Source organism: Klugiella xanthotipulae, assembly GCF_006716695.1.
GTDB lineage: Bacteria > Actinomycetota > Actinomycetes > Actinomycetales > Microbacteriaceae > Klugiella > Klugiella xanthotipulae.
This window is the reverse complement of sequence record NZ_VFPN01000002.1, coordinates 75,593-98,833: the sequence shown is the minus strand read 5'-3', so window position 1 is coordinate 98,833 and position 23,241 is coordinate 75,593. Positions and strand designations below refer to the sequence as shown.

The 23,241-nt window shown below is 61.1% G+C and carries 20 protein-coding genes and 1 tRNA gene; 13 read left to right on the top strand and 8 right to left on the bottom strand.

Translation table 11 applies throughout. The annotated features are described in order from the left end of the window. Positions 1-41: 41 nt before the first annotated feature. Both FB466_RS06580 and FB466_RS06575 read right to left on the bottom strand, forming a co-directional pair. A complete protein-coding gene (locus FB466_RS06580; protein WP_141917028.1) occupies positions 42-332 on the bottom strand; it encodes a hypothetical protein in 291 nt (96 codons plus the stop codon). 115 nt (positions 333-447) lie between these two features. Continuing rightward, positions 448-524 (bottom strand) — tRNA-Met (locus FB466_RS06575). Between the two features lie 196 nt (positions 525-720). On the opposite strand from FB466_RS06575, the gene FB466_RS06570 reads away from it, so the two are divergent. From FB466_RS06570 to FB466_RS06535, 8 genes are all read left to right on the top strand, one after another. Next, positions 721-1,371: an HdeD family acid-resistance protein gene (locus tag FB466_RS06570; protein WP_141917027.1), complete on the top strand. Its 651-nt coding sequence runs from the start codon at positions 721-723 to the stop codon at positions 1,369-1,371. A gap of 46 nt (positions 1,372-1,417) precedes the next feature. Beyond that, positions 1,418-2,236 (top strand): carbon-nitrogen hydrolase family protein, encoded by an 819-nt coding sequence (locus FB466_RS06565; protein WP_141917025.1) that lies wholly within the window; start codon positions 1,418-1,420, stop codon positions 2,234-2,236. A gap of 190 nt (positions 2,237-2,426) precedes the next feature. Continuing rightward, entirely contained in the window at positions 2,427-4,157 is a 1,731-nt protein-coding gene (locus tag FB466_RS06560) for a bifunctional 3-(3-hydroxy-phenyl)propionate/3-hydroxycinnamic acid hydroxylase (protein WP_141917023.1), read from the top strand. Between the two features lie 32 nt (positions 4,158-4,189). Beyond that, entirely contained in the window at positions 4,190-4,993 is an 804-nt protein-coding gene (locus FB466_RS06555; RefSeq protein WP_246054563.1) for a 2-keto-4-pentenoate hydratase, read from the top strand. Next, the gene (locus tag FB466_RS06550) at positions 4,990-5,928 is read left to right on the top strand and encodes an acetaldehyde dehydrogenase (acetylating) (protein WP_141917022.1); all 939 of its coding nucleotides are present in this window, start codon (positions 4,990-4,992) and stop codon (positions 5,926-5,928) included. Before FB466_RS06555 ends, FB466_RS06550 begins: the two co-directional genes overlap by 4 nt. Beyond that, positions 5,925-6,971, top strand: coding sequence for a 4-hydroxy-2-oxovalerate aldolase (gene dmpG, locus FB466_RS06545; protein ID WP_141917020.1), 1,047 nt, complete (start codon positions 5,925-5,927; stop codon positions 6,969-6,971). The genes FB466_RS06550 and dmpG overlap by 4 nt, the downstream gene beginning before the upstream one ends. Further along, a complete protein-coding gene (locus FB466_RS06540) occupies positions 6,964-7,836 on the top strand; it encodes an alpha/beta fold hydrolase (RefSeq protein WP_141917018.1) in 873 nt (290 codons plus the stop codon). The genes dmpG and FB466_RS06540 overlap by 8 nt, the downstream gene beginning before the upstream one ends. 33 nt (positions 7,837-7,869) lie before the next feature. Further along, a complete protein-coding gene (locus tag FB466_RS06535; protein WP_141917016.1) occupies positions 7,870-8,811 on the top strand; it encodes a 3-carboxyethylcatechol 2,3-dioxygenase in 942 nt (313 codons plus the stop codon). Between the two features lie 139 nt (positions 8,812-8,950). Here FB466_RS06535 and FB466_RS06530 read toward each other — a convergent pair whose 3' ends face one another. Next, positions 8,951-10,342, bottom strand: a complete 1,392-nt coding sequence (locus tag FB466_RS06530) for an MFS transporter (protein ID WP_141917014.1) — start codon at positions 10,340-10,342, stop codon at positions 8,951-8,953. Positions 10,343-10,553: 211 nt separating this feature from the next. On the opposite strand from FB466_RS06530, the gene FB466_RS06525 reads away from it, so the two are divergent. Next, positions 10,554-11,243, top strand: a complete 690-nt coding sequence (locus FB466_RS06525) for an IclR family transcriptional regulator (protein ID WP_246054562.1) — start codon at positions 10,554-10,556, stop codon at positions 11,241-11,243. On the opposite strand, the gene FB466_RS06520 is transcribed toward FB466_RS06525, so the two are convergent. Continuing rightward, positions 11,240-12,352: an FUSC family protein gene (locus FB466_RS06520; protein ID WP_141917012.1), complete on the bottom strand. Its 1,113-nt coding sequence runs from the start codon at positions 12,350-12,352 to the stop codon at positions 11,240-11,242. The two genes, FB466_RS06525 and FB466_RS06520, sit on opposite strands and share 4 nt — an antisense overlap. A gap of 65 nt (positions 12,353-12,417) precedes the next feature. Here FB466_RS06520 and FB466_RS06515 point away from each other — a divergent pair, with 65 nt between their 5' ends. Beyond that, positions 12,418-12,909 carry a MarR family winged helix-turn-helix transcriptional regulator gene (locus FB466_RS06515; protein ID WP_141917011.1) on the top strand — a complete coding sequence of 164 codons (492 nt, stop codon included), beginning with the start codon at positions 12,418-12,420 and terminating at the stop codon, positions 12,907-12,909. Here FB466_RS06515 and FB466_RS06510 read toward each other — a convergent pair. Then, positions 12,887-14,110: an aminotransferase class I/II-fold pyridoxal phosphate-dependent enzyme gene (locus FB466_RS06510; RefSeq protein ID WP_141917009.1), complete on the bottom strand. Its 1,224-nt coding sequence runs from the start codon at positions 14,108-14,110 to the stop codon at positions 12,887-12,889. The genes FB466_RS06515 and FB466_RS06510 overlap by 23 nt on opposite strands. Positions 14,111-14,749: 639 nt before the next feature. On the opposite strand from FB466_RS06510, the gene FB466_RS06505 reads away from it, so the two are divergent. After that, entirely contained in the window at positions 14,750-16,207 is a 1,458-nt protein-coding gene (locus tag FB466_RS06505) for a S1C family serine protease (protein ID WP_170206051.1), read from the top strand. A gap of 93 nt (positions 16,208-16,300) precedes the next feature. After that, positions 16,301-19,165: a CDP-glycerol glycerophosphotransferase family protein gene (locus FB466_RS06500; RefSeq protein WP_141917005.1), complete on the top strand. Its 2,865-nt coding sequence runs from the start codon at positions 16,301-16,303 to the stop codon at positions 19,163-19,165. A 33-nt stretch (positions 19,166-19,198) separates the two neighbouring features. On the opposite strand, the gene FB466_RS06495 is transcribed toward FB466_RS06500, so the two are convergent. Beyond that, positions 19,199-20,287, bottom strand: coding sequence for a glycosyltransferase family 2 protein (locus FB466_RS06495; protein ID WP_342777449.1), 1,089 nt, complete (start codon positions 20,285-20,287; stop codon positions 19,199-19,201). 108 nt (positions 20,288-20,395) lie between these two features. On the opposite strand from FB466_RS06495, the gene FB466_RS06490 reads away from it, so the two are divergent. After that, the gene (locus tag FB466_RS06490; RefSeq protein WP_211344780.1) at positions 20,396-21,700 is read left to right on the top strand and encodes a hypothetical protein; all 1,305 of its coding nucleotides are present in this window, start codon (positions 20,396-20,398) and stop codon (positions 21,698-21,700) included. On the opposite strand, the gene FB466_RS06485 is transcribed toward FB466_RS06490, so the two are convergent. Both FB466_RS06485 and FB466_RS06480 read right to left on the bottom strand, forming a co-directional pair. Further along, on the bottom strand, positions 21,655-22,425 hold the full coding sequence (locus FB466_RS06485) for an ABC transporter ATP-binding protein (RefSeq protein WP_141917003.1): 771 nt from the start codon (positions 22,423-22,425) through the stop codon (positions 21,655-21,657). The genes FB466_RS06490 and FB466_RS06485 overlap by 46 nt on opposite strands. A gap of 4 nt (positions 22,426-22,429) precedes the next feature. After that, positions 22,430-23,230 carry an ABC transporter permease gene (locus FB466_RS06480; RefSeq protein WP_141917002.1) on the bottom strand — a complete coding sequence of 267 codons (801 nt, stop codon included), beginning with the start codon at positions 23,228-23,230 and terminating at the stop codon, positions 22,430-22,432. Positions 23,231-23,241: the final 11 nt, after the last annotated feature.

The window sequence follows — 23,241 nt, the reverse complement described above, 5'->3', positions numbered from 1 at the left end:
GCGCTCCTGGCATAGGAGGTGTGCGCTCTTGCACCGGTCAGCTAATGGGCTGGCTGCCAGCGGCCGCGGGTGAGTCGGGTGACGGTGGTGGTGAGAACCTCCACCCGGTTGTCCGTTGTGGCGGTGATGTGCGCCGCTACCTGGAGGGCGATCTCGGTGTCCTCGACGGTAAAGCGCACAATGATGTGAGGTAGTCCACCGAGGATGCGCAGGTCGGACGACTCCAGTATTGCGAGCGTGGCTGCGGCCTTGGCCGCGGACGGGAGTGCTTCGGTCGGCGCGATGCCGGGTCTCATGGATCCGAGGCGCATGGTTACGCGAAACGAGGGCACCTGCCCAGATTAGCGTGGCTGGGTGCTCGGGTTCTTGACGGAGGGGGAGACGAGTTAGGCCCGGAGCAAAAACTCCGGGCCTAACTCGCGTGACACCCTGTGGGTGATATCCGCTTGGTTGCGGGGGCAGGATTTGAACCTACGACCTCCGGGTTATGAGCCCGGCGAGCTACCGAACTGCTCCACCCCGCGGCACAAGAAGTAACACTATCACGACAGCCCTAATGTGTGCGAATCGAAGCACTCGGACCCTGTCATTACGTTCCCGTGAGCCTTCCCGTGGCAGTGTTGCGACCGGCGGGGTAAAGCATCGGTCTCGGCGCGTCTGAGGTTTAGAGTGTTGGGCACAAGGTCCGGAGGGGCTGCAGACGAGTGATGGGGGAGAACAGTGTCGGATTCAGCGCAACAATTTGCGAAGACCGTGCGATCAGGGATCACCGCTCTCTGGTGGTTATACCTGCTACGCGGTGTCTTTGCCGTGGTCTTTGGTATCGTCGCCCTGAGTAACCCGGGTCTGGCGGCCGGAGCGCTCGCCGTCCTGCTGGGTATCTACCTCATGGTGGAGGGTCTGAGTTTGGCGATCAGTGCGGTGGCTCAGCGCTCCGAGATCGCGGGTTGGGGCTGGTTGATCGGTCAGGGCGCTCTGACTGCCCTCGCTGGCCTCTTCATGGTGATCCTTCCTATGTGGACGGCGAGCCTGGTGGGGCTGTTCCTGGTCTGGTCTGTGGTCATCTGGTCAGTGCTGGCCGGTATCTATGGTGTCGCGGGTTCCCTGCGCGCCAAGCGCTCTGGCCTTGTATGGGGGTGGGGGATGGTTGCCAGCATCATGAGCATCCTGCTCAGTATCCTTGTCGCCGTTTTTGTGATTGCAGATCCGGTTCTTGCGGTCAAGATCCTTGTAGTGATCGCCGGGTTTTGGGCGATTCTTTTCGGCCTTATTCTGCTTTTTATCGCGTTCTCGGTGCGTCGCGGCGTTAAAACGCTCAGTGACAGCCTTGCCGACGCGGCCGCTGATCCGAACGCGCCGCGACGTCCATAAGTCCGCCGTGCTCGTGTATCCCGGTGGGGGTGGCTAGGCTGGCGACGTGAGTGATCTGAGCGTTGCCATTGTCCAGTTTGCCCCCACCGATAATCCGACTGCTAATCGTGAGGAGGTCGTTCGTCTCGCGCATGAGGCTGCCGGTCTCGGCGCGACGCTCATTGTTTTTCCCGAGTATTCCTCGTACTTTACGCCGCGCCTGGGTGCACACACCGTTGCGGCCGCAGAATCGCTCGATGGCCCGTTCGTGTCAACCGTGCGTGAGACGGCCCGGTTGTTGCGTGTCTATATCGTGTGCGGTTTTGTGGAGAAACTGGGGGGCACGACGCGATGCTCCAACACTCTTGTGGCCCTCGGTCCCGCGGGGGAGATAGCCACGGTTTACCGTAAAATTCACCTGTACGATGCCTTTGGTCAGCGTGAGAGCGACTGGGTTACCCCGGGGGAGGTTGGTCGTGCCCCCATCTTCACGGTGGCTGGCTTTACCGTCGGACTGCAAACCTGCTACGATCTGCGCTTTCCTGAGGTCACCCGCTGGTTGATGGATGCCGGAGCCCAGTTGGTTCTTGTACCAGCCGAGTGGGTGGCTGGTGAGCTCAAGCTCGTGCAGTGGCGGACTTTGCTGGCCGCGCGCGCCATTGAGAATACGGTCTACGTGGCTGCGGCCGATCATGCTCCACCCGTCGCGGTGGGTCACTCTGTGGTGCTTGATCCGCGCGGTGTTTACCTTGCCGGTCTTGAGGGAGGGTCTGGGATCGCCCTGGCATCCCTGTCTCTCGACGCCCTGGCCTCGGTGCGTTCCATGAACCCGGCTCTCGCTCTGCGGAGGTTTGGGGTGGCCCCTCTCCGCGAGGATGCCGTGTGATGCGCGTTGAGGGAGCGCTCCCTGCCGCCACCGATATCCGCTCGGGTGCCGGTTTTTTAACGCGTGTGCCGCAGGTTGAGACGACCGGTTTGACAGGTGTGACGGCGCGAGTAGACTAATTCAAAATCAGATATCGCACGCGTATGTGCGTTATATGCACGCCCTCCATTTTCCCACTCAGGAGTCAAAGATGACTGCATCCATAACAGACGCACAAGAGACAGATGTTCTTATCATCGGTAGCGGCCCCGTTGGCCTCAGCCTGGCCAATCTGCTGGGTATTAATGGTGTGCGCGTGACCGTGCTAGAGGCGTTGCCCAGCCTGATCGACTACCCGCGTGGGGTGGGGCTCGATGATGAGTCCCTGCGTTCCATTCAGACGATGGGTCTTGTCGAAGCCGTGCTCCCACATACTTCGCCTCAACACATCATGCGTCTGGTCAACGGTCGCGGCAAGGTCTTCGTTGAGATTGCCCCTACGACCGATGAATACGGCTGGTCTCGCCGCAACGGTTTTGTCCAACCCCTCGTTGATGAGGAGCTCTACGCCGGCGCGGTTGCGCGCGCGGGGGTTGAGGTGAGGTTCGCGCACACCGTTGAGAGTATCGCGGAGTCTGGCGATCACGTGAACGTGACGGCTCGTAATGCCGATGATGAGCTGGTGACGTTCTCGGCACGCTATGTGGTGGGCTGCGATGGCGGCCGCAGCCTGACACGCAAGCACATCGGGGTGAGCTTCGACGGGCAATCACCCTCAACCCGCTGGCTTGTTGTCGATGTAAACAACGATCCGCTCGGCACGCCCAATATCTTCCTGGGTGCCGATCCCAAGCGTCCGTATGTGTCGCTGGGATTGCCCCACGCTATCCGCCGGTTTGAATTTATGCTTTTCGATGATGAGCCGGACTCGCTCGTGGATAATGCTGTTTTCATCAACAAGCTGCTGTCGGAGCACGTGCCGCACGCTGACGCCCTCGATATTGTCCGTCAGCGCGTCTATACGCACCACTCCCGTATTGCGAGCAGCTTCCGCCGCGGTCGGGTTTTCCTTGCGGGAGATGCCGCCCACCTGATGCCCGTCTGGCAGGGACAGGGTTACAACAGCGGTGTGCGCGACGCGACCAACCTGGCCTGGAAGCTTTCCGCCGTCATCAACGGCATCAGTGATGAGCGGTTGCTCGATACCTACGATGTGGAGCGTCACGACCACGCGAAGGCCATGATTGATATTTCCACGGCGTTCGGTCGGGTCATCAAGCCGACCAATCGTATCGTTACGGCTGGCCGAGACCTCGCCGCTGCCGCGCTTAATCTCTCGCCCAGTGTTAAGCAGTATTTTGCGCAGATGAAGTACAAGCCCATGCCGCGATATCGGGCGGGGGCGATTGTGGATGCCAGCACCTTGGCTTCCGGTGTGTCCCAGGGCACGATTGTGCGCAAAATACACGCCATTTCGAGCGCGAACACCAACGTCTCGCCCGTGGGTACGCAGTTTATTCAGCCCCGGGTGGACACTGACACTGATTCGGGAGTTCTGCTCGATGATGTGATCGGGACCGGCTGGGGGGTGCTCCTGTGGGGGAGCATCCCCGAGCAGGTGTTTTCCGCCGAGGATCTGGCCGTTCTCGACCGCCTCGGCACCACCTTCGTATCGATCCGCCCCGTCACTCAGACGAAAAACACCCCCTCGGCTGTCCCCAATACCCGGGTGGTTGCCGATGTGACGGGTCGCCTGAAGAAGTGGTTCGACGACCGACCCACCCCCGTGGTGTTCTTGCGTCCCGACCGCTTTGTCGCTGCGGCCTGCTTGAATCAGGATGCTTCGGCAACTCTTCGCTCGCTCACCCGGGCCATCCACCTGTTGCCGGTCGCAGCGGTGGCACCAGCCCCCGCCGCCGAACCCCATCTCGCCGCGAAATAGTCGCGGTGCCACAGAGCGCAGAGGAGCCGAACGTGTTATCTGAAATTAGTCCGATTGATTGTGCCACTCAGCGGTTGCGGCTCGCGGCCGACCGAGGAGTCCCCACTCTTCCGGTGCGCGATCTACTCGGGACCAACCTTGAGGCTGCCTATGCGGTTCAGGAAGTTCTGATGAGTGAGCGCGAGTCACCCTCTAACCCGCGTGTGGGTCGTAAGGTGGGGCTGACCGCCCCGGCCGTACAGAAGCAGCTCGGCGTTGATCAGCCGGATTTTGGCGTTCTGCTGGCCGATATGGCGGTTCAAGAAGGGGCAACCCTGAGCCCGGGTACCCTGCTTCAGCCACGCATTGAGGCCGAGGTTGCCTTTGTGATGGCGCACGATGTGTGGGACCCCTCCCGAGAGTCGGTGATAGCCGCGGTGGACTACGCGGTGGCAGCATTGGAGATCGTTGACAGTCGTATTGCGGCCTGGGACATTTCGATTGTTGACACCGTGGCCGATAACGCCTCCAGCGGACTTTTTGTTCTGGGCGACAGGCGGGTGCCACTTGCGGAGATCGACACGGTATCTGTCGTGATGACCATGACTGATAATGGCGAGACTGTCTCTGAGGGTACGGGCGCTGCCTGTCTGGGCGATCCGCTCAATGCACTCGTGTGGGTGGCAGAGACCGCCCACCGCCTGAACCGGCCACTCCGGGCCGGCGAGGTTGTCCTATCGGGCGCGCTGGGGCCAATGGTTCCCCTGCGTGCCGGGTCAACTATCAGCGCATCCATTTCCGGGTTGGGAACCGTATCCGTGACGGTTGCCCCCACAACAGAGAGTGAGGCGCGATGAACGCGCAGGTAGCAATCATCGGGTCGGGCAATATTGGCACCGACCTGATGTTCAAGGTGAAACGACTGAGCGATGTGCTTGACATGGCTGTTCTGGTGGGGATTGATCCCGACTCGGACGGTCTGGCCCGCGCCCGTCGGATTGGAGTGACCACAACAGCTGAGGGTGTGGATGGCCTGATCAATTTGCCCGAGTTTGAGAATATCAAAATTGTTTTTGATGCCACTTCGGCGGGGGCGCACCGTTACAACGCGGAGAAGCTGGCACCGTTTGGTAAGCGTCTTATCGATCTGACTCCTGCGGCACTTGGCCCCTACGTGGTGCCGGTGGTGAATCTGGATGAACACCTGGACGCTATGGATGTCAATATGGTCACCTGTGGTGGTCAAGCTACGATCCCGATCGTAGCGGCGATTAGCGCAGTGACCCCCGTGCACTTTGCGGAGATCGTCGCATCCATTGCCTCTAAATCGGCCGGCCCGGGCACGCGCGCCAACATAGACGAGTTTACCGAGACCACCTCGGAGGCCATCGAGAAGGTCGGCGGTGCCGCGCGTGGCAAGGCCATCATGATCCTCAACCCGGCCGATCCGCCCATGATTATGCGGGACACGGTGCAGGTGCTGGTCAACCGGCTCACCTCCGAGCAGCAGCATGCGGTTACCGATTCGATTGTGGCCCAGGTGGCCCGTGTCGCTGAGTATGTTCCCGGCTATCGCCTCAAGCAAGACGTGCAGTTCCGTGAGGAGGATGCACGTGTTGCTTCCCTCTTACCTGAGGGTGTTACGGGTGATTCATTCACCCGCGTGAGCGTGTTCCTGGAGGTGGAGGGTGCGGCCCACTACCTGCCCGCGTACGCCGGAAACCTTGACATCATGACCTCCGCTGCGCTGCGGGTGGCCGAAAAATTTGCCCAGCAAGGAGAGACGCGATGAGCGACAGCCCCCAGATTTTCCTGCAGGATGTGACCCTGCGCGACGGTATGCACGCCATCCGTCACCAGATTACGCCGGAGAAGGTGGCCCAGATTGCCGCGGCTCTCGATGCCGCTGGTGTGGACGCTATTGAGGTGTCACACGGGGACGGCCTTGCCGGCAGTAGCCTCATTTACGGACCGGGCAGTCACACCGACTGGGAATGGATTGAAGCGGCGGCCTCCGTCGTGAAGAAGGCGCGCCTGACCACGCTCCTTCTTCCCGGTATCGGTACACTCACCGAACTCAAACGGGCCTACGACCTGGGTGTGCGTTCGGTGCGGATTGCCACTCACTGCACCGAGGCGGACGTCTCTGCTCAGCACATCACCGCGGCGCGTGAGTGGGGGATGGACGTCTCCGGCTTCCTCATGATGTCTCACCTCAACACACCTGAAGGTCTTGCTCAACAGGCCAAACTCATGGAGTCATACGGAGCCCATTGCGTCTATGTGACTGACTCGGGCGGGCGTTTGACCATGGACGGTGTGCGAGAGAGGGTGCGGGCCTATCGCGATGTACTCGATGAGGGTACCGAGATCGGTATCCACGCCCACCAGAACCTATCGCTGGCCGTTGCTAACTCGGTTGTTGCTGTGGAGGAGGGTACCTACCGGGTGGATGCCTCGCTTGCCGGTCACGGTGCGGGTGCGGGTAACACCCCCATTGAACCATTCGTTGCCGTTGCGAACCTTCTGGGGTGGCAGCATGGTGCCGACCTTTACGCTCTACAGGATGCCGCTGATGATCTGGTGCGTCCGCTCCATGACCGTCCCGTTCAGGTGGATCGTGAGACCCTGACCCTGGGCTACGCCGGTGTGTACTCCAGCTTTCTGCGTCACGCCGAGACGGCGGCGCAGGCGTACGGATTGGACGCCAGGGACATTTTGGTCGAGGTGGGTCGCCGCAAGCTGATCGGTGGCCAGGAGGACATGATCACCGACGTCGCACTTGATCTTCAGCGTGCGGTAACACCGTCTACGAAAGGACACCCCCATGACTGAGCGACCCTTTACGAGCGTGTGGTCTGATCTGAACCAGGTGGAGTTTTCGCAGGGGGTCCTGGATGCCGCTGGTTATCGCACCCGATATCTGCATGCGGGCGATAGCTCAAAACCACCGCTCATCTTGCTGCACGGCATCACGGGTCATGCTGAGGCCTATGTGCGTAACCTGGCGTCTCATGCCGAACACTTTGATGTGTGGGCTATTGATCTCATCGGCCACGGCTACAGCGCTAAGCCCAATCATCCCCTGGAGATTCCGCACTACATCACACACGTGCTGGGGTTCATGGAAGCCATCGGGGTACAGAAGGCTAACTTTTCTGGAGAGTCGCTCGGTGGCTGGATTACCGCCCGCTTGGCCTCCGATCATCCGGAGCGCGTCGAACGTATTGCGCTCAACACGATGGGCGGAACGATGGCCAACCCCGCCGTGATGGAGCGCCTCTTTACGCTCTCAATGGAGGCCGCTAATGACCCCAGCTGGGAGCGTGTGCGTGCCCGCCTGGAGTGGCTCATGGCCGACCCGACCATGGTGACGGATGACCTCATCAAGACTCGGCAGATGATTTTCCAGCAGCCCGAGTGGAAGATGGCCTGCGAGATGAACATGGCTCTCCAGAACCCAGAGATTCGTCAGCGCAACATGATCAGCGATGACGATTTACGAGCGATCCAGGCTGAGGCCCTCGTGATCTGGACCACCAAGGATCCTTCTGGTCCCGTGGACGAGGGGAGACGCATTGCCAGCCTCATTCCTAATGGTGACCTCGCCGTCATGGAGGAGTGTGGCCATTGGCCTCAGTACGAGGACACCGCCACGTTCAATAAGATCCACCTCGACTTTTTACTGGGTCGCCGGTAGCGGCATCCCCCAACCATTTACAAGGAGAATGACATGACAACAGCGCTGCTTGCGATGTCGCACAGCCCCCTTTTGGACTATGTAGACCCACCTGCCGATGTGAAGGCAGCGGTGGATGAGTCTTTTGCCGTAGCCCGAAAGTTTGCGAATGATTTCGATCCCGATCTTGTTGTAACGTTTGGTCCCGACCACTACAACGGGTTCTTCTACGAATTGATGCCGCCGTATTGCATCGGCTATGAGGCTCTAAGCATTGGCGACTACGGTAGCCAGGCCGGTGCGCTTAACGTGCCGACTGAGGAGGCCAAGGGCCTCGCCGAATATGTGCTGAGCCAGGGCATCGACACGGCCGTATCGCTGCGTATGGAGGTCGATCACGGTGCCGTGCAGCCGCTGGAGATCTTGTTTGGCGACATTGCTGCTAAGCCGGTGGTACCGGTGTTTATCAACTCGGTGGCCCCGCCATTTGTGCCGATCAACCGCGTGCGTCGGCTGGGACAAGCGGTGGGTGAGTATTTTGCTCAGAGCGACAAGAAGGTACTTTTTATTGCTTCTGGTGGCCTTTCGCACGACCCGCCGGTGCCACGTATCGCTACGGCAACGCCAGAACAGCGCGCGTTCCTGCTGGGTGGTGGGCGACACCTCACTCCCGAGGCTCGCGACGAGCGCCAACAGCGCGTGATTACCGCGGGTAAGGCCTTCGCCAAAGGCGAGGCAGACATCATGGATCTTGCACCCGAGTGGGACAAGGAACTTATGGAGATTCTGGCTTCGGGTGACCTCAGCCCGCTCGATGCGTGGACGACCGAGTGGATGACCGAGGTTGCTGGTAACTCTTCGCACGAGGTGCGCACATGGATTGCGGCCTACTCGGCCATGGGCGCGTGTGGCGCGTACACAGTGAACTACAGCTTTTACAAGCCGATTCCGGAGTACATCGCCGGATTTGGGGTGACGACGGTCATCCACGCTTAGCAATCGCAGCACAGCCCCGGTTCCTCCGAAGAAGGAACCGGGGCTGTGTGCTATGTGGTATGCCGCGTGCGCTTTTTCTCTCAACGAACAGTAAATCCGGGTTCCCCACCGCGTGGAGAACCCGGATCTCAGTGGGTACCTAGCGGCTGACTGGTGCCTTTTTACGAGACTTCTGTACCGGAATGACACCCGTTGTGTGCGAAAGTGCAATGTCCGAGGTCTCTGAACTGAAGAGGTAGGCAAGCCCACTGACCACGCACAGCGCCATGAAGAGGAAGACGATGTAGATCGGGTCGGTGCCGCCTCCGACAGCCAGCAGTGCTGCTGCGGCGAGCGGTGCCAGACCTGCACCCAGTGTGGAGGAGACCTGGTAACTGAGTGAGACGCCCGTGTAGCGGGCATCCGTCGCAAACTTCTCGCTGAGCCATGCGGCCATGGGCCCGTACATCATGCCTTGGACGAGCGGGTTTCCGATGAGGAAGGCGAGCAGTAACGTCCACCATGATCCGTCAGAAACGAGCTGGAACAGCGGCCAGACGAGCACGATGCCGAGCGCGGCTCCGGTGACCATCACAGGTTTGCGGCCCAAACGGTCGGAGAGTGCAGCAAAGGCCGGAATGGTGATGATGTGCACGGCGCTGGCAATCGTCACAATGGTCAGAGCTTCGGTGCGGGTGTGGCCCACCGTTACGGAGTAGGTGAGCATAAACGTGGCGAGGAGTGACTGCAAGAAGAGGGGTGCGAGACCGCCAGCAATTGCGGTGAGGGTCTGAACGGGGTAGCGGCGCAGCACCATCATGATCGGTGTTTGGGTGGGGGCGTCTCCACGTTCAGTCTTCTGAATTCGCTGGGCCTCGGCGAACTCGGGGGACTCGCTGATGCGGAGGCGCATGACAAGGGCGAAAACTACGAGAATCGCGCTCAGGAGGAACGGTACGCGCCACCCCCACGTCAGAAAGTCCTCCTCGGGGAGGAGAGAGAAGGCAGTGAGGACGACGGTTGCCAGCACGGCACCGCTGGGTCCACCCGAGGACGCCATGCTCGCGGCAAACCCGCGGCCTTTGGGTTTGGCGTGCTCCATCGACATCAGGGCCGCTCCAGCCCACTCTCCGCCCACTGCAAATCCCTGAATCAACCGCAACGTAACGAGCAGGATCGGGGCCCACATGCCGATAACCTCGGTCGTGGGCAACAGGCCAATGACAAAGCTGGATATCCCCATAATGAGCAGCGTGATGACGAGCATATTTTTGCGACCGATGCGGTCACCGAAGTGGCCGAAGACGAGGCCGCCGATGGGCCGGGCGAAGTAACCGGCAGCGAGTGTGGCAAACGAGGCGATGGTGCCGGCCAGGGGTGTCATCTCCGTGAAGAAGAGGTGCGGAAAGACGAGGCTTGCTGCGGTGCCGTAGAGGAGGAAATCGTAAAATTCCACGGTGGTGCCCAGGTAGCTGGACAGCATAACCCTGCGGCGTTCCTTGGCCTCGTTTCGGGGAGGGGTTGACGTAGATGATGGGGGTGTATGGCTCATGATGCTCCGTTGAATCGTGGCCGGCTCCCGAGGTGGGGGCCATAGCGAACAAAAACTGTAAAACGTGCACATAGCGCACTTTGCGTTTCACATAATGTACAACTGTGAGCCGTGTGGCTTCATTTGTCAAACGGAGATCCCATTTTCACCGCGCCACACGACAAAAGAACACAATCCGGTTTTCTGGCTCGAACGGACTACGCTGTCACATGTGGCAGATCTCACCATTCCCAGCGGCTCGGGGGCGCAGACCCTCGCGCGAGGAATCGTGGCGCTGAAAATCATCGTTAATTCGGCCGAGGGGCTCTCTGCTCAGGAGTTGGGCGAACGCATTGGTGTGCATCGCACGATTGCCCATCGCATCCTCTCCACTCTTGCCGATGCTGATTTGATTGCCAAGGGAGCGGACGGCCGATACCGCGGTGCGGTGGGGTTGCTCTCCCTGACGGCTGGTGCCTATCTAACGCTGCGAGATGCCGCTATTCCGGTACTCCGTCGTCTCGCCAATGACCTCTCCTCGACGGTTTCCCTCCTGGTGGCTCAGCGCGGTGAAGCCGTTGCATTGGCCGTAGTTGAGCCGCAGAATGTTCGTTACCACATCACGTTTTCCGAGGGCAGCGCCCATCCGCTTGATCGCGGGGCGGCCGGTCACGCGATTTCGTCGCTTCAGCCTCCCGCTGCGGAGGATCATGAGCGGGTTGTGCTCGCGCGGTCTCAGGGGTATGTGATGTCATTTGGCGAGGTTGAGCCGGGAGCTTTTGGTCTTGCCGTCCCCATCGAACTGGGTCCGAGCGGCATCCTGGCGTGCGTTAACCTCATTAGTTACCGGGAAGATGTCATTGTTGACGCGGTTGACCGGATGCGTGAGGCTGCCCGTCAGCTCGCGGATATCGCGCGCTAGCCGAGACGGGTGATTCCGTTCGGAACCATCTCCATTCGTTCTACCCCGCTGCGCAGTTTGTGTGTGGCCAGGAGCAGCAGGGTGACCACCGCCACCCCAACAACCGTATCGACGGCCCGATTGCACAGTGCGTCCGCAACGGGTAGCGGTCTCGCGAGGTGCATCATGAGCAGGGCCAGCGGAGTGATGAAGATGAGCGCCAAGCCGTAATTGCGGGCCACCAAGAGCTCGGCTCCCACCTGCACCACCCCAATGACGACAACGAGCCCGACCAGGTTGAGGGGCAGGAGGAGCAGCGCGCCCGTGAGAATTAGGCCCAAGAGCGTGCCGAGTATGCGGTGCCCAGCACGCAGAAGCTGTGTGGCAGTTGCCCCGCTGACGACGGGCACAATGGCCGCGATCATGGCCCAGTAGGAGAAGCCGAGGCCCAGCCCGAGGCTGATCAGTCCAGCGATTGCTGAGGCTGTACCGCAGAGGAGCGCCCGTAAGATCATGCTGGGGGTGAGCCTCATGTTACATGTGTGCGATAGCGCCCGCGTTGAACCTCCGCCACGTAGGTTCAGGCTACGTGCGTGCCGTCGGACGTGGGGTAATGCCAGCCCCGCGTAGCCGATCGTGAGTGCATACAGGGCACTGCCCGCTGCGCACGTGGCGGCGATAGCAATGCTGGCTGGGGTCGCGGGTATCCACGCGGTGACGGTAAAGCCGAAGACAAAAAAGAGCGGTCCGCCGGGTTTCCACCCGCGCGCATCTGACAGGAGTGAGGTGGCGATCGCCACGACGGATGCGGCGAGGACCGCGATCCAGGGCGGCGCGCCGAGCGCCGAGACGGAGGTACCCAGGGTGACCACCGTCACGAGGGCGGCTCCCGCTTCGGCCTGCATCAGTAACCGGGGGCGGCGTAGCATACTGCGACCAAAGGTGGAGAGCATGGAACCAAAGACTGCGTAGGGGCCCCACTCTGGCCTCCCCATCGCACAGAGCAGCGCGAGCGGAACGATGACGGCCGCGGTAACGCGCAGGGCGACGCGGTGCGCGCCGTCGTGCGGCCCGAGTCGCAGGAACTCTCGGGGGTGGGGCACAACAGCGGTGTGTGTCGGTGTGTTCATGATCCTCCGGCAATCGAGGGAAGCCCCTCATTTCGTTCATTCGTGAATTACTTTATACTGTGGGAATGACCGATGCGCTCACCGATGTTCGTGCCCAGTGGAAGCGGCTTCGTCCGGAGCTTGACACGCTCCCCATCGAAACCGTGGGGAGAATCAACCGCATTGCTCGCATTCAACAGCGACGGAGCGATGCGCTCCTGGCCACCTTTGGCTTTATCCGCGGTGAGTTCGATATCTTGGCCGCGCTCGTGCGCAGCGATCACCCCCTGATGCCGAGCGAGATTGCGGACGCCCTTATTGTGTCGCCTCCCGTTGTCACCAAGTGGTCCAAGCGGCTCCTCGCCTCCGGCTACATTACGCGTGGGGCGCATCCGCGCGACGGTCGCGGTGCCGTTCTGAGCGCCACTGAGGCGGGGCATGCGGCGATTCACGCCATGCTGCCGGTACAACTCGAGGCTGAAGCTGAGCCCCTGGCCGCCCTCACACCCGCACAGCTCGACACGCTCAACAACAGTCTTCGGCTGCTTCTGGCCGCTATCGAGCCCGCAGCCGACTGAGACGGTCCGCCGCTTCCCGGAGTACCTCGGTGCGTTTGCAATAGGCAAAGCGTACGAGCGAGGCATAGGCAGGAGAATGTTCGGGGCTGCAGAAAGCGGTAACGGGCACACCAACCACCCCGGCTCGTTCGGGCAGCTCGCGACAGAGCGTCACGGCGTCCTCGTAGCCAACGCTGTGGGCATCCGCGATGACAAAATAGCCGCCGCTGGGCACCGACACCTCGAAACCTGCCGCGCTGAGGCCCTCACTCAGGAGGTCACGTTTGGCCTGAAGCCCCGTAGCTATCTGGGAGAAGTACTCGTCCGGTAGTCGGAGTCCCGTAGCGATAGCGGGTTGGAAAGGCGCCCCGCTCGCGTAGGTCAGGAACTGTTTGACCGACTGGATAGCGGTTACTGCTTCGGCCGACGCGGTGAGCCAGCCCACCTTCCAGCCCGTCGTATTGAAGGTTTTACCGCCTGATGAGATTGTGACGGTGCGTTCTGCGGCCCCCGGAAGACTGGCGATCGGCAGGTGCTGCACGCCGAAGGTGAGGTGCTCATAGACCTCGTCGGTAACGATCCAGGCATTGTGCTGGCGGGCCAGAGCCACGATGTGTTCAAGCGTTGAGCGGGGCAGTAACACGCCGCACGGATTGTGTGGCGTGTTGAGCAGGATAATGCGGGTCCGATCCGTGATCGCGGCCGTGAGCTGCTCACGACTCGGTAGGTAGCTGGGGTGGGGCAGGGGCACGGTGCGGGGTTGTGCTCCCGCCAGGCGAATGAGCGCGCCGTATGCGTCATAATACGGCTCGAGGGTGACGATCTCGTCGCCTGGCTCGCTCAGGGCGAGTAGGGTTGCGGCGAGGGCCTCGGTGGCACCCGTCGTGACGAGCACCTCGTCGGAGGGGTTGAGGTGGATTCCATAAAACCGCTCCTGGTGCTCCGCGATTGCCTCACGCAGATCCGGGGTGCCCCGTCCCGGTGGGTACTGATTGTGCCCGTTGGCGATCGCGGCACGGGCCGCCTCAAGAAGCTCAGTGGGTCCGTCCTCGTCTGGAAATCCCTGGCCCAAATTGATAGCTCCCGTGCGTACCGCAAGGCTCGTCATCTCGGCAAAGATGGTGGGGTGCACCTCACCTGCTGGACCGAATAATCCTGCTCCGCGAGCGGCACGTTGCCAGGAACCGGGAAGGGGTGTGCAGGTATCCGGGGTGTCGGTCATCTGACAAGGCTACGACAGAGTCTTCGCCCAGAAACTTCACGGGGTGCCGACCGGTTTCTTATCCCCACGGTGTGTGCAGATAATCGTCAGATCGTCTACAGGCCGTTCATATAGAATGCATAGCCAAGCGAGGGACGCTGAGATTGTGCGGAAGGAACAACAATGACTATTCCCGAGAATCCCATCAATTCAGAGCCCCAGCCGACTAATAATAACCACGCGGTTGACCCTCAGTCGGTGCCACGTGATCATCAGGCACAGGCCCCCGCGGAGCCGGTGCCGCCAGTGAGCCCGGAGGTGTCCTCGGCCGGTCCCGCCGCGGATTCGCCCCGTGTCTTTCCGGCGGTTGAGGGGCACGCGCCCACTGCCTCAGTGCCCCCGCCTCGGCACACGCCACTGAGTCCCTCGGCGGCTCCTGTGCCGTCAGGGTCCCCGGCGCAACCGTGGCAGTCGGCGTCGGCTCCGCAGGCCTCGGAGCAGCATGGCCGTTTCGCCCCGCCACAGGGCCAGCCTTCCTGGCAGCAAGGTGATACGGATGCTGCCCCGGCGCAGCCATTTTTCCAGCCTCCGTCTGGCCTGGGTATGGGGGTGGTTTCTGGTCAGCCGCCGCAGGCTCAGCAGCAGGGTCACAATCACTCGATGCCATCACAGCAGACGGGCGCCCCCGTCCAGCCGGGACTGGTCCAGCCCACGGGAGCATCACCCTATGCAGCCCCCGGTGTTGCGGCTGCCCCGCAGAACATCCCGGCCCAGACGATTCCTCAGCCCCCTGGGGCCACAGTGGGTGGCCCGATCCCTCCTGCTCACGGGGGTACATACGGTCATCCCGGTTTCGTGTCCGATGCCAGCGAGGGTGCCGCGTTTGGTGTTACCACGTTGGAAGGCCCGGAAAAGAAGAAAAATAAGCGGGCGAGCATATGGATTGCTGGCCTGGCTATTGGGGCCCTTCTGGGTGGCGGTGCGGGGGCGGGAATGACCGCACTCATTAACGCCCAGGGGTCGGGCGCGTTTAGCGCTAACAACGGTCCACAGACCATCACGGTCAATAATGAGGACAGCGTCTCTGAGGTGACAGCTATTGCCGCGAAGGCGATGCCGAGCGTGGTAACCATCACGGTGCAGTCTTCAAGCGTTGCGGGAAGCGGATCGGGCGTCGTCATTGATGATAACGGCCACATCCTCACGAACAATCACGTAGTCAGTTTGGATGGTGCCGGTAAGGATGCCGTCATTCGTGTGCACACGAGCGACGGTCGCATCCTCCCCGCCACGGTTGTGGGCACCGATCCCTACGCGGACCTTGCTGTTATCAAAGTCAAGGATAGCAACCTGCCCTCGATCGAGTTTGGCAACTCGGAGAAGCTTAATGTGGGAGATCTGACGGTCGCCATCGGTGCACCCCTCGGCCTGCCCGGCACCGTCACGAGTGGTGTCGTGAGCGCCCTGAACCGAGGCATCACGGTGGGTTCTACCCAGGCACCGAGTGACCCGGAGCAGGACACAACGCCCAACAAGGAGAAAGACCCAAGCAACCCGCTAGACCTGTGGAACTTTGATCTGGATGACCAGTCCAGTTCGTCGGGTGGCACCTTGAACTACGTGGCCCTTCCCGTGATCCAGACGGATGCCTCGATTAACCCTGGTAACTCCGGTGGTGCGCTTCTCGATAAGAACGGCAAACTTATCGGGATCAATGTGGCTATCGCGAGTACATCCACCTCCGACAGCGGCACGGCAGGAAGCGTGGGTCTTGGCTTTGCCATCCCGGTCAACCTGGCCAAGCGCGTGGCACAGGACCTGATTGACGGTACCAAGGTGTCACACGGTCTGCTGGGTGCCACCATCTCGGATTCGAGCCAGGACACCACGGCTACGATTGCCGGTGCCGTCATTCGAGATGTGACACCGGGCGGGGCCGCAGCCAAGGCGGGTCTTGTCTCCGGCGACACCATCGTCAAGTTCAACGGTGCCCCCGTTACCAACGGCACCGACCTCACCGCTCTTGTTCGGTATCTCGCTGGCGGGAGTACAGCCGAGGTGAGCTACGTGCGAGGGGGTAAAGCCGGAACCACAGAGGTCACTCTCGGGACACTCTAGGTAGAGAACCGCATAGGACCCCGTCGCATAATGTGGCGGGGTCTTTATGCTGGGTGGAGCGGCGCAAAAGCGATACGGTAGAGCGGGGCGAAAATGAGTTCGCCCCGTAGCGACAACACGGAACATGAGGCGCGAGTGCAACGGTTCACCTTTGGCCAGGGAAACCTTCGTAAGCTTCTCGGGCTGCCGCTTTATCTCGCCGGTGGCCTGCTTTCTCTCTGCATTCCGCGTTCGTCCGAGCGGTGGGTATTTGCTTCGGGCTCGGGGGTCGGCGAGGGTGCTCTTGAGGTGTACCGTGCCGTGGGGCATAAACTTCCCGCTCACCAGCGTGTATGGCTGGTGAGTTCGGCAGGGGAACGTCAGTCTGCGGTAGCTCAGGGTATCCCCACGGCCTCGAAGACGAGCCTGCGTGGCCTATGGTTTACGCTGCGCGCCGGAACAATCGTAATAACCCACGGTTTTGGCGATGTCAATCGCTATGGTGTGCTGGGTGCCACGGTTGTGCAGCTGTGGCACGGTATTCCGCTCAAAAAACTGCATCTGGATTCGCCCGTGACAACCCAACTAGGCTCCCGTCTTCCGGGGGGAGCCCGCCGTCTGCTTACAGCCATGTATGCCAGGGGCGGCCGTTCTCTTTCGATCTTTTCGGTGGCGTCCGAGACCGCCGCTGCCCGCATCCACACGGCTTTCCGCCTGTCCAGAGCGCAGATTGCGATCACGGGGGATCCGCGTAATGATGTTCTTCTCGTAGAGGATCCGGCTCGGCTGCATGCCGAGGCCAGGGAAGCCGTACTGACCATGTTGGGCACTCAGATTCCCGACGACCATCGCTTGGTGCTCTACGCCCCCACCTGGCGCGATGGTGAGGTAGACCCAGCGATCCCTACGCCAACCGAGTGGCGGATGATTCGCGAGCATGCGGTGGCTCACGCGTACCATCTGGTCGTTCGTTCGCACCCTCTGGGCGTAGGGGACTACCTCACGGGGGTCGCCGCGAGCACTCACCTTCATCTTCTCGGGTCCGACCGTGCACCGCATATCATGCCATTTCTCGCTGGTTTTGACGCCGTCGTTACCGACTACTCGTCCATCGCCTTCGACTTTTCGCTCACGGGAGAGCCTGTCGTGTGGTTCGCACCAGATCTGGCCCGCTATGAGCGCTCCCGAGGGCTCTACGAGCCCTATCCGGTGACAACCGAGCGTAGCTATGTCACCACCTGGTCTGGGGTCGTGGATCGCTTGGCTGATCTGGGATCACGCCCCGAAGCACTGGCCGAAGCTCGTGCTCGCTCGGTGCGTTTGGCTGAGCGCCACTTTCGCTACCGTCGGGGTTCCACACCGAGTGCCGAGCGGGTGGTGGATGAGGTGCTGTTACACCGGCTCGGTTCGATGTTCCCGAGCCTGCACGAGTCTCCACACGCACCGGTTACTCCGCCCCCACCGGTTTTCCCCGAGCCGGAGCCTGGCCGGGGTGTTGAGTTGCGCCTTGAGGATGTGGACGACCCCGTCGTGACCGTGACGGGTCGTGTGGTTGACGGTCATGCCCCGGTGACCCGGGTTGTGCTTCAGGGAATGCATGATGAGCGGGGGGCGGATACGGTGGTTCACGCTGATCGCTGGAGTGCCGCTATCCGGCTCCGGGCCTCCCTCTGGGGTCGTAGCGAGTTACCCCCGCCCTCAGGCGACTACGAGGTGCGCCTCGTCCGCGGTGAGGGAGCAGCCCCCGAGCTGGCCCAGACGACAGGCTCCGAGTTCACCACTATCACCGCATGGTGTGCGGTGACGGTTGGGTCGGATGCTGCGGGCGCTCTCCGGGTGGCCCTCGGCCCACCCCTTCAGCCAGGCGAGCTCTCGTCCACGACCCAGGCCGAACGCGAGGCGCGGTATCGGACCGCGAAGGTCGTCCCCGAGAACGCCGTCTTTTTTGAGAGCTTCTATGGCCGGGTCGCCACGTGTAACCCGGCGGCGCTTGACCGTGAAATTGCCCGCCAGCTTCCCGGCATACGCCGCTACTGGAGTGTGCAGGATCTCTCCGTGGAGGTCCCCGCCGGTGCCACTCCGATTGTGGAGGGTAGTGAGGAGTGGTGGCGGGTGCGCGGCACCGCCAGGCTTCTTGTTGTGAACGATTGGCTGCGCAAGCGCTGGCGTCCGCGGCCCTTCCAAACGGTGTTGCAGACCTGGCACGGCACCATGCTCAAGAAGCTCGCTCTCAGTCGCCCTGGCGTGAGAGCACGTCAGGGTGCTGCGGTGATTCTGGAAAGCCGTCGGTGGGACATCCTGCTCTCACAGAATGCCCATAGCACACGCATCTTCCGAACCTCATATGCCTATCGAGGTCCGCTCTGGCAGGTCGGCTATCCCCGTAACGATGCGCTCGTGAGTGGTGATCGTGACGTTGCCCGTCTGGCGCTGCAGATTCCCCAGGGAAAGCGGGTTGCCCTCTACGCTCCCACCTGGCGTGAGGGTGTACCCGAGCTCGTCGGCCCAGCGAGTGTAGTGCAGTTAGCGGAGAGGCTGGGGGACGATTGGGTGGTCCTGGTCCGCAGTCACAGCAGGACCCACATCGTTGGTCGCTACAGCGAAACTGGCGGTGTGCGCGATCTGTCTCGCTACCCGGAACTCGCCGATCTCATAGTCGCGAGTGATGTGGTCATTACCGACTATTCTTCCGTGATGTTTGACGCAACCATCGCTGATCGTCCCCTCGTGTTTTTCGTTCCCGACCTGGAGCGCTACGAGGAGCAGGAACGCGGCTTCACCTTCGATATTCGTGCGCGCGCTCCCGGCCCGCTTACCCATAACGCTGATGAGCTGGTGGATGCTGTACTGGGCGTCGAGGAGAACCGCGCTGCTTTCGCCGAGCGCTATGCCCGGTGGAAAACTGATTTTAACGCGCACGATGACGGTCACGCGTCACGCCGTGTCGTTGACCGCCTGCGCCGGGAGGGTCGGATCTGACCGGGTGCCCTGATACGGGCGTCGCGTGTGACGCTACCGCTCCCGGGGTGCTGTCGTCCGCGAGGTGTCTACGGAGTGGTGTCCACCGCGCACGATGCCCACCAGGAAGCCGAATCCCCAGCTGAGGTGCATTGTGGCAAAGACGACCAGGCTGTAAAAGCGGTCGCGGAGGGTGAGTGGCCCCGGCATCCGGAGTGACACCACGATGAGCGCAAGGAGGTACAGGGCTGGCCCCGCGTATACGACGCTCGCGAGTGCTGAGGAGAGGGGGCTGAAGACTCCCGTGAGCTGTAGCCCGGCAATGAGTAGGCTGAGGAACCAGGTGAGGACGAGCAGAGGGGGGACGAAGAAGCGCCAGGGGTTTTTACCCCCGTAGCGACGGACAAGTTCGGCGCGCCACGTTCCCGTTGCGGCAAATTGGCGGGCCAGATTGCCCCAGGTGTCGCGGGGCCAATACGTCACACTGAGGGCAGGGTCAAACCAGACGGTGTGGCCGGCCTGGCGGATGCGGAGGTTGAGCTCCCAATCCTCACCGCGCCGGATCGACTCATCGTAGAGGCCCACTTCGTGCAACACCTCGCGGCGAAATATGCCCAGGTAGGCAGACTCGGCTGGCCCGGCCTCGCCGCTGCCGTGATAGGCGGCTCCACCCAGGCCAAACGGGCTGTTATAGGCCCGGGCGATAGCGTTTTGAAAAGGGGTGCGACCGCGAGCATGCATGATGCCGCCAACGTTCGCCACCCCATTGTCGAGCAGACTGCGTACGCCGTCGGTGGTGTAGTTGGCGCTCAACTCGGAGTGGGCATCCACACGGATAACGATGGGTTGCGTACTGCGGCTGATTGCAATGTTCAGCCCGGCCGGGATATCGACCCGCGGGTTGGTGACGACAGTGATGCGCTCGTCGGTGCTCGCGATCTCGCGCACGATATCCTCTGTGCGGTCTGTGGAGGGCCCCAGAGCGAGAATGAGCTCCTGCGCCCCGTTGTAGTCTTGGGCCAGGATCGCACGAATGGAATCGGCAATGTACTTCTCCTCATTGAGGACGGGGACCACGTAGCTCACTCCAGGCATCCGGGAGACCTCGTCGTCAGCCTTCTCAGCTGCCACATCATTCTGCACCACTTGATCTTGTCATGAACGAGGGTTCCCGTGGGAACCGGTCACAATTTGCTACCGAATTACCAGCCTGGTCACGAGGAGGTTCGCCGGGAGGCTACGCTAGTAACCGTGAATCTGGCGAAAGATGTTCGGCGCGCCGCAAACCTTGTACGAAAGGCTCTGCGTCGTCGTCGTGACCGCGCAGACACTCTGGCGCTCCTCAGCGAGCGGGGTGAACTTCCGTCAGGCCGCTTTCGCATTGCTGTCTACTTCGCGGATGACCGAGTGAACGCCTACCAGCTGCGCCAGTGGTATGCTCCCCTCGCTTTGGTGTCACGGAAGTGGCCCGTTCTTGTGATCGCCCGCACGGCCGGCGGTGCTCGCGTCGTGATGGAGGAGACGGATCTCGAGGTCGCCTATGCTCCCAAAATTGTAGATATTGAGCGGGTTGTTGCCGAGCAGAGCATCCAACTGGTCTTTTACGTCAATCAGAACACCCGTAACTTCCAAATGATGCGTTATGGGCAGATGTGGCACGTTTTCATCAACCACGGTGAGAGCGACAAAATGTATATGAGCACCAACCAGTTCAAGACTTATGACTACAGCTTGATTGCCGGTGAGGCTGCCCGCTCGCGGTTGGGTAAGGCCCTTTGGAACTTCGATCTGGACGCGAAAACTATTCAGATCGGCCGCCCGCAGACCGATCACTTCATCGGTGCTGTGCCCTATCCGAAAGATGACCGGATCACGGTGCTTTACGCTCCCACCTGGGAGGGTGACCGCCCGGCCGCTGCTTACGGCTCAATCGTGAGCCACGGTGTTCCCCTCGTTCGGGCCCTGCTCGCAAGTCCCCGACACCGTGTGGTGTATCGGCCGCACCCGCGCAGTGGGGCTGTTGACCCCGGTTACGGCGAGGCTAATCAGCAGATCATTCGCATGATTGCTGAGGAAAACAAAGCCACCCCCTCCGCTCATCACTTCTTTGACAACGGGCGTGAGCTCGGCTGGCAGATTCTGGATGCTGATGTTGCTATCTCTGATGTTTCCGCTATGGTATATGACCGCCTGGCCGTGGGGCGTCCCCTGTTTGTTACCCGTCCGGTAAGCCAGGAGGCCGATGTTGATATCTCCGGCTATCTCAGCCAGTGCGAGTGGCTGGAGGCGAGCGAGGCGACGGATATCCTGTGTCGCGTAGACGTCCTCCTTACCGATGAGGTGGCTCAGGATCGCCTGGCTACCTGGTCACACCATCACTTTGGCGATACCACTCCAGGGGCTCCCACAGCGCGATTCCACGCGGCCATTGAGCGAATGCTCAGCGACTGGGACGAATGGAAGCTGCGCTCGGGACAGGGCGTCGAGCCAGCCGCACCAACGCGGATGTCTCACGGCTCTGAAGATTTTGATGCCGACTCATTATCGGCGTTGTAGCGCGCGATAATCTCGTCGATCGGGCCGTCTGCGACTAGCTCGCCTTTGTTGAGGTAGAGGCCGCGCGTGCAGAAGGTGGTGAGGTCCTTTTCATTGTGTGAAACAAGGAAGAGCGTCTTACCCTCGGCGAGTAACTGGCGGATCTTGGTGTGGCATTTGTCTCGGAAGGCCTTATCGCCCACCGCAAGTACTTCATCGACGAGCAGAATCGGTTCGTCAAGTCGGGAGATAACGGCAAAAGCAATGCGCACCTTCATCCCGCTGGACAGGTGCTTATAGGGGGTATCAACAACGTCTTCCAACTCCGCGAAGGCGATGATCTCGTCAAAGAGTTGGTTGACTTCACGGGTAGAGAGACCGTGCAATCCCGCGGTCAGGTACACATTGTCACGCACCGTCAGATCGCCTACAAAACCACCCGTAATTTCGATCAGTGGAGCGACACCTTCGCTGACGTGCACGCTCCCCTCATCGGGAAAGAGTACGCCGGCTACGAGTTTCAGGAGGGTTGATTTCCCGTTTCCGTTGCGTCCAACTACCCCAATGGCTTCGCCCGGCTGAACCGTAAAGCTGATGTTTCGTAGCGCCCAGAACTCACCGGGGCGTGATCGCCGACGCTGCCCCGCAAAAAGGTCTTTGAAGTTGCGTCGTCGGCGACGATTCCGCTTGAAGTGGATGCCAAGATTATCGGCAACGATGACAGGTTCCGGAAGGTTCTGTGGCATGTCTTTAGAGCTCCTTCAGGGCGGTGCCGATCGTGCGTCGGAAGACGAACGCGCCCACGAGGCACAGCACAAGTGTGACCGCAGCGGAGCCGGTGACAAGTATCCAGTCCAGCTGATCGGGGAAGAACGCAGCCCGGTACAGTGAGAAAATTCCGCTGAGGGGATTGAGGGCAGCCCAGGGTTCAATCTGGTCCGGCAGATCCACGGTGCCGTAGATGATGGGGGATGCGTAGAACAGGAACCTCAGCACCAGCTTGGTGGCGCGCTCCAGGTCGCGAAAAAAGACCACGAGCGGTGCCAAGATGAGTCCTAGCGCCCCGATGAGTGCTGCCTGCATTAGCACTGCTAAGGGAAAGAGGAGGACGTAGGGGCTCAGGTGCGCTCCCGTGAGGATGGCAAAGATAGCCACCACGGGTATGCTCAGCAAAAACTCGATCCCTTTGGACGCCACGATCCGGTGGACCCAGATGGAGCGCGGAAGGGAGAGCGAGCGAACCAGCTTGACATCCTTGAGAAACGCCTTGGTCGAGTCGGAGACAGCACCGTTGAACCACACCCAGGGCAATAGTGCGGTGAGCAGGAAGACGAGGTACGGTTCTGTGCCCACCGAGCGGTCAAATACCTGGGTAAAAACAAACCAATAGATGAGCGACATAACCAGCGGGTCCAGGATCGACCACAGGTATCCGAGTACGGACGTCGAGTAGCGAACCTTGAGGTCACGTCGCGTGAGGAGAGAAAGTGGCCGCCAATAACCGGCCCAGCGCGAGTGATGCTTACGCTGTGCTCCGAGAGCTTCGCTCACTGTCTTCCTTC

What these genes read in the sequence shown, in the direction of transcription:
- FB466_RS06485 (WP_141917003.1), bottom strand. Translation starts at nt 22,425, where the DNA reads ATGCCACAGAACCTTCCGGAACCTGTCATCGTTGCCGATAATCTTGGC.
- dmpG (WP_141917020.1), top strand. Translation starts at nt 5,925, where the DNA reads ATGAGCGACAGCCCCCAGATTTTCCTGCAGGATGTGACCCTGCGCGAC.
- FB466_RS06500 (WP_141917005.1), top strand. Translation starts at nt 16,301, where the DNA reads ATGAGTTCGCCCCGTAGCGACAACACGGAACATGAGGCGCGAGTGCAA.
- FB466_RS06520 (WP_141917012.1), bottom strand. Translation starts at nt 12,352, where the DNA reads ATGAACACACCGACACACACCGCTGTTGTGCCCCACCCCCGAGAGTTC.
- FB466_RS06510 (WP_141917009.1), bottom strand. Translation starts at nt 14,110, where the DNA reads ATGACCGACACCCCGGATACCTGCACACCCCTTCCCGGTTCCTGGCAA.
- FB466_RS06535 (WP_141917016.1), top strand. Translation starts at nt 7,870, where the DNA reads ATGACAACAGCGCTGCTTGCGATGTCGCACAGCCCCCTTTTGGACTAT.
- FB466_RS06550 (WP_141917022.1), top strand. Translation starts at nt 4,990, where the DNA reads ATGAACGCGCAGGTAGCAATCATCGGGTCGGGCAATATTGGCACCGAC.
- FB466_RS06560 (WP_141917023.1), top strand. Translation starts at nt 2,427, where the DNA reads ATGACTGCATCCATAACAGACGCACAAGAGACAGATGTTCTTATCATC.
- FB466_RS06515 (WP_141917011.1), top strand. Translation starts at nt 12,418, where the DNA reads ATGACCGATGCGCTCACCGATGTTCGTGCCCAGTGGAAGCGGCTTCGT.
- FB466_RS06505 (WP_170206051.1), top strand. Translation starts at nt 14,750, where the DNA reads ATGCCATCACAGCAGACGGGCGCCCCCGTCCAGCCGGGACTGGTCCAG.
- FB466_RS06540 (WP_141917018.1), top strand. Translation starts at nt 6,964, where the DNA reads ATGACTGAGCGACCCTTTACGAGCGTGTGGTCTGATCTGAACCAGGTG.
- FB466_RS06530 (WP_141917014.1), bottom strand. Translation starts at nt 10,342, where the DNA reads ATGAGCCATACACCCCCATCATCTACGTCAACCCCTCCCCGAAACGAG.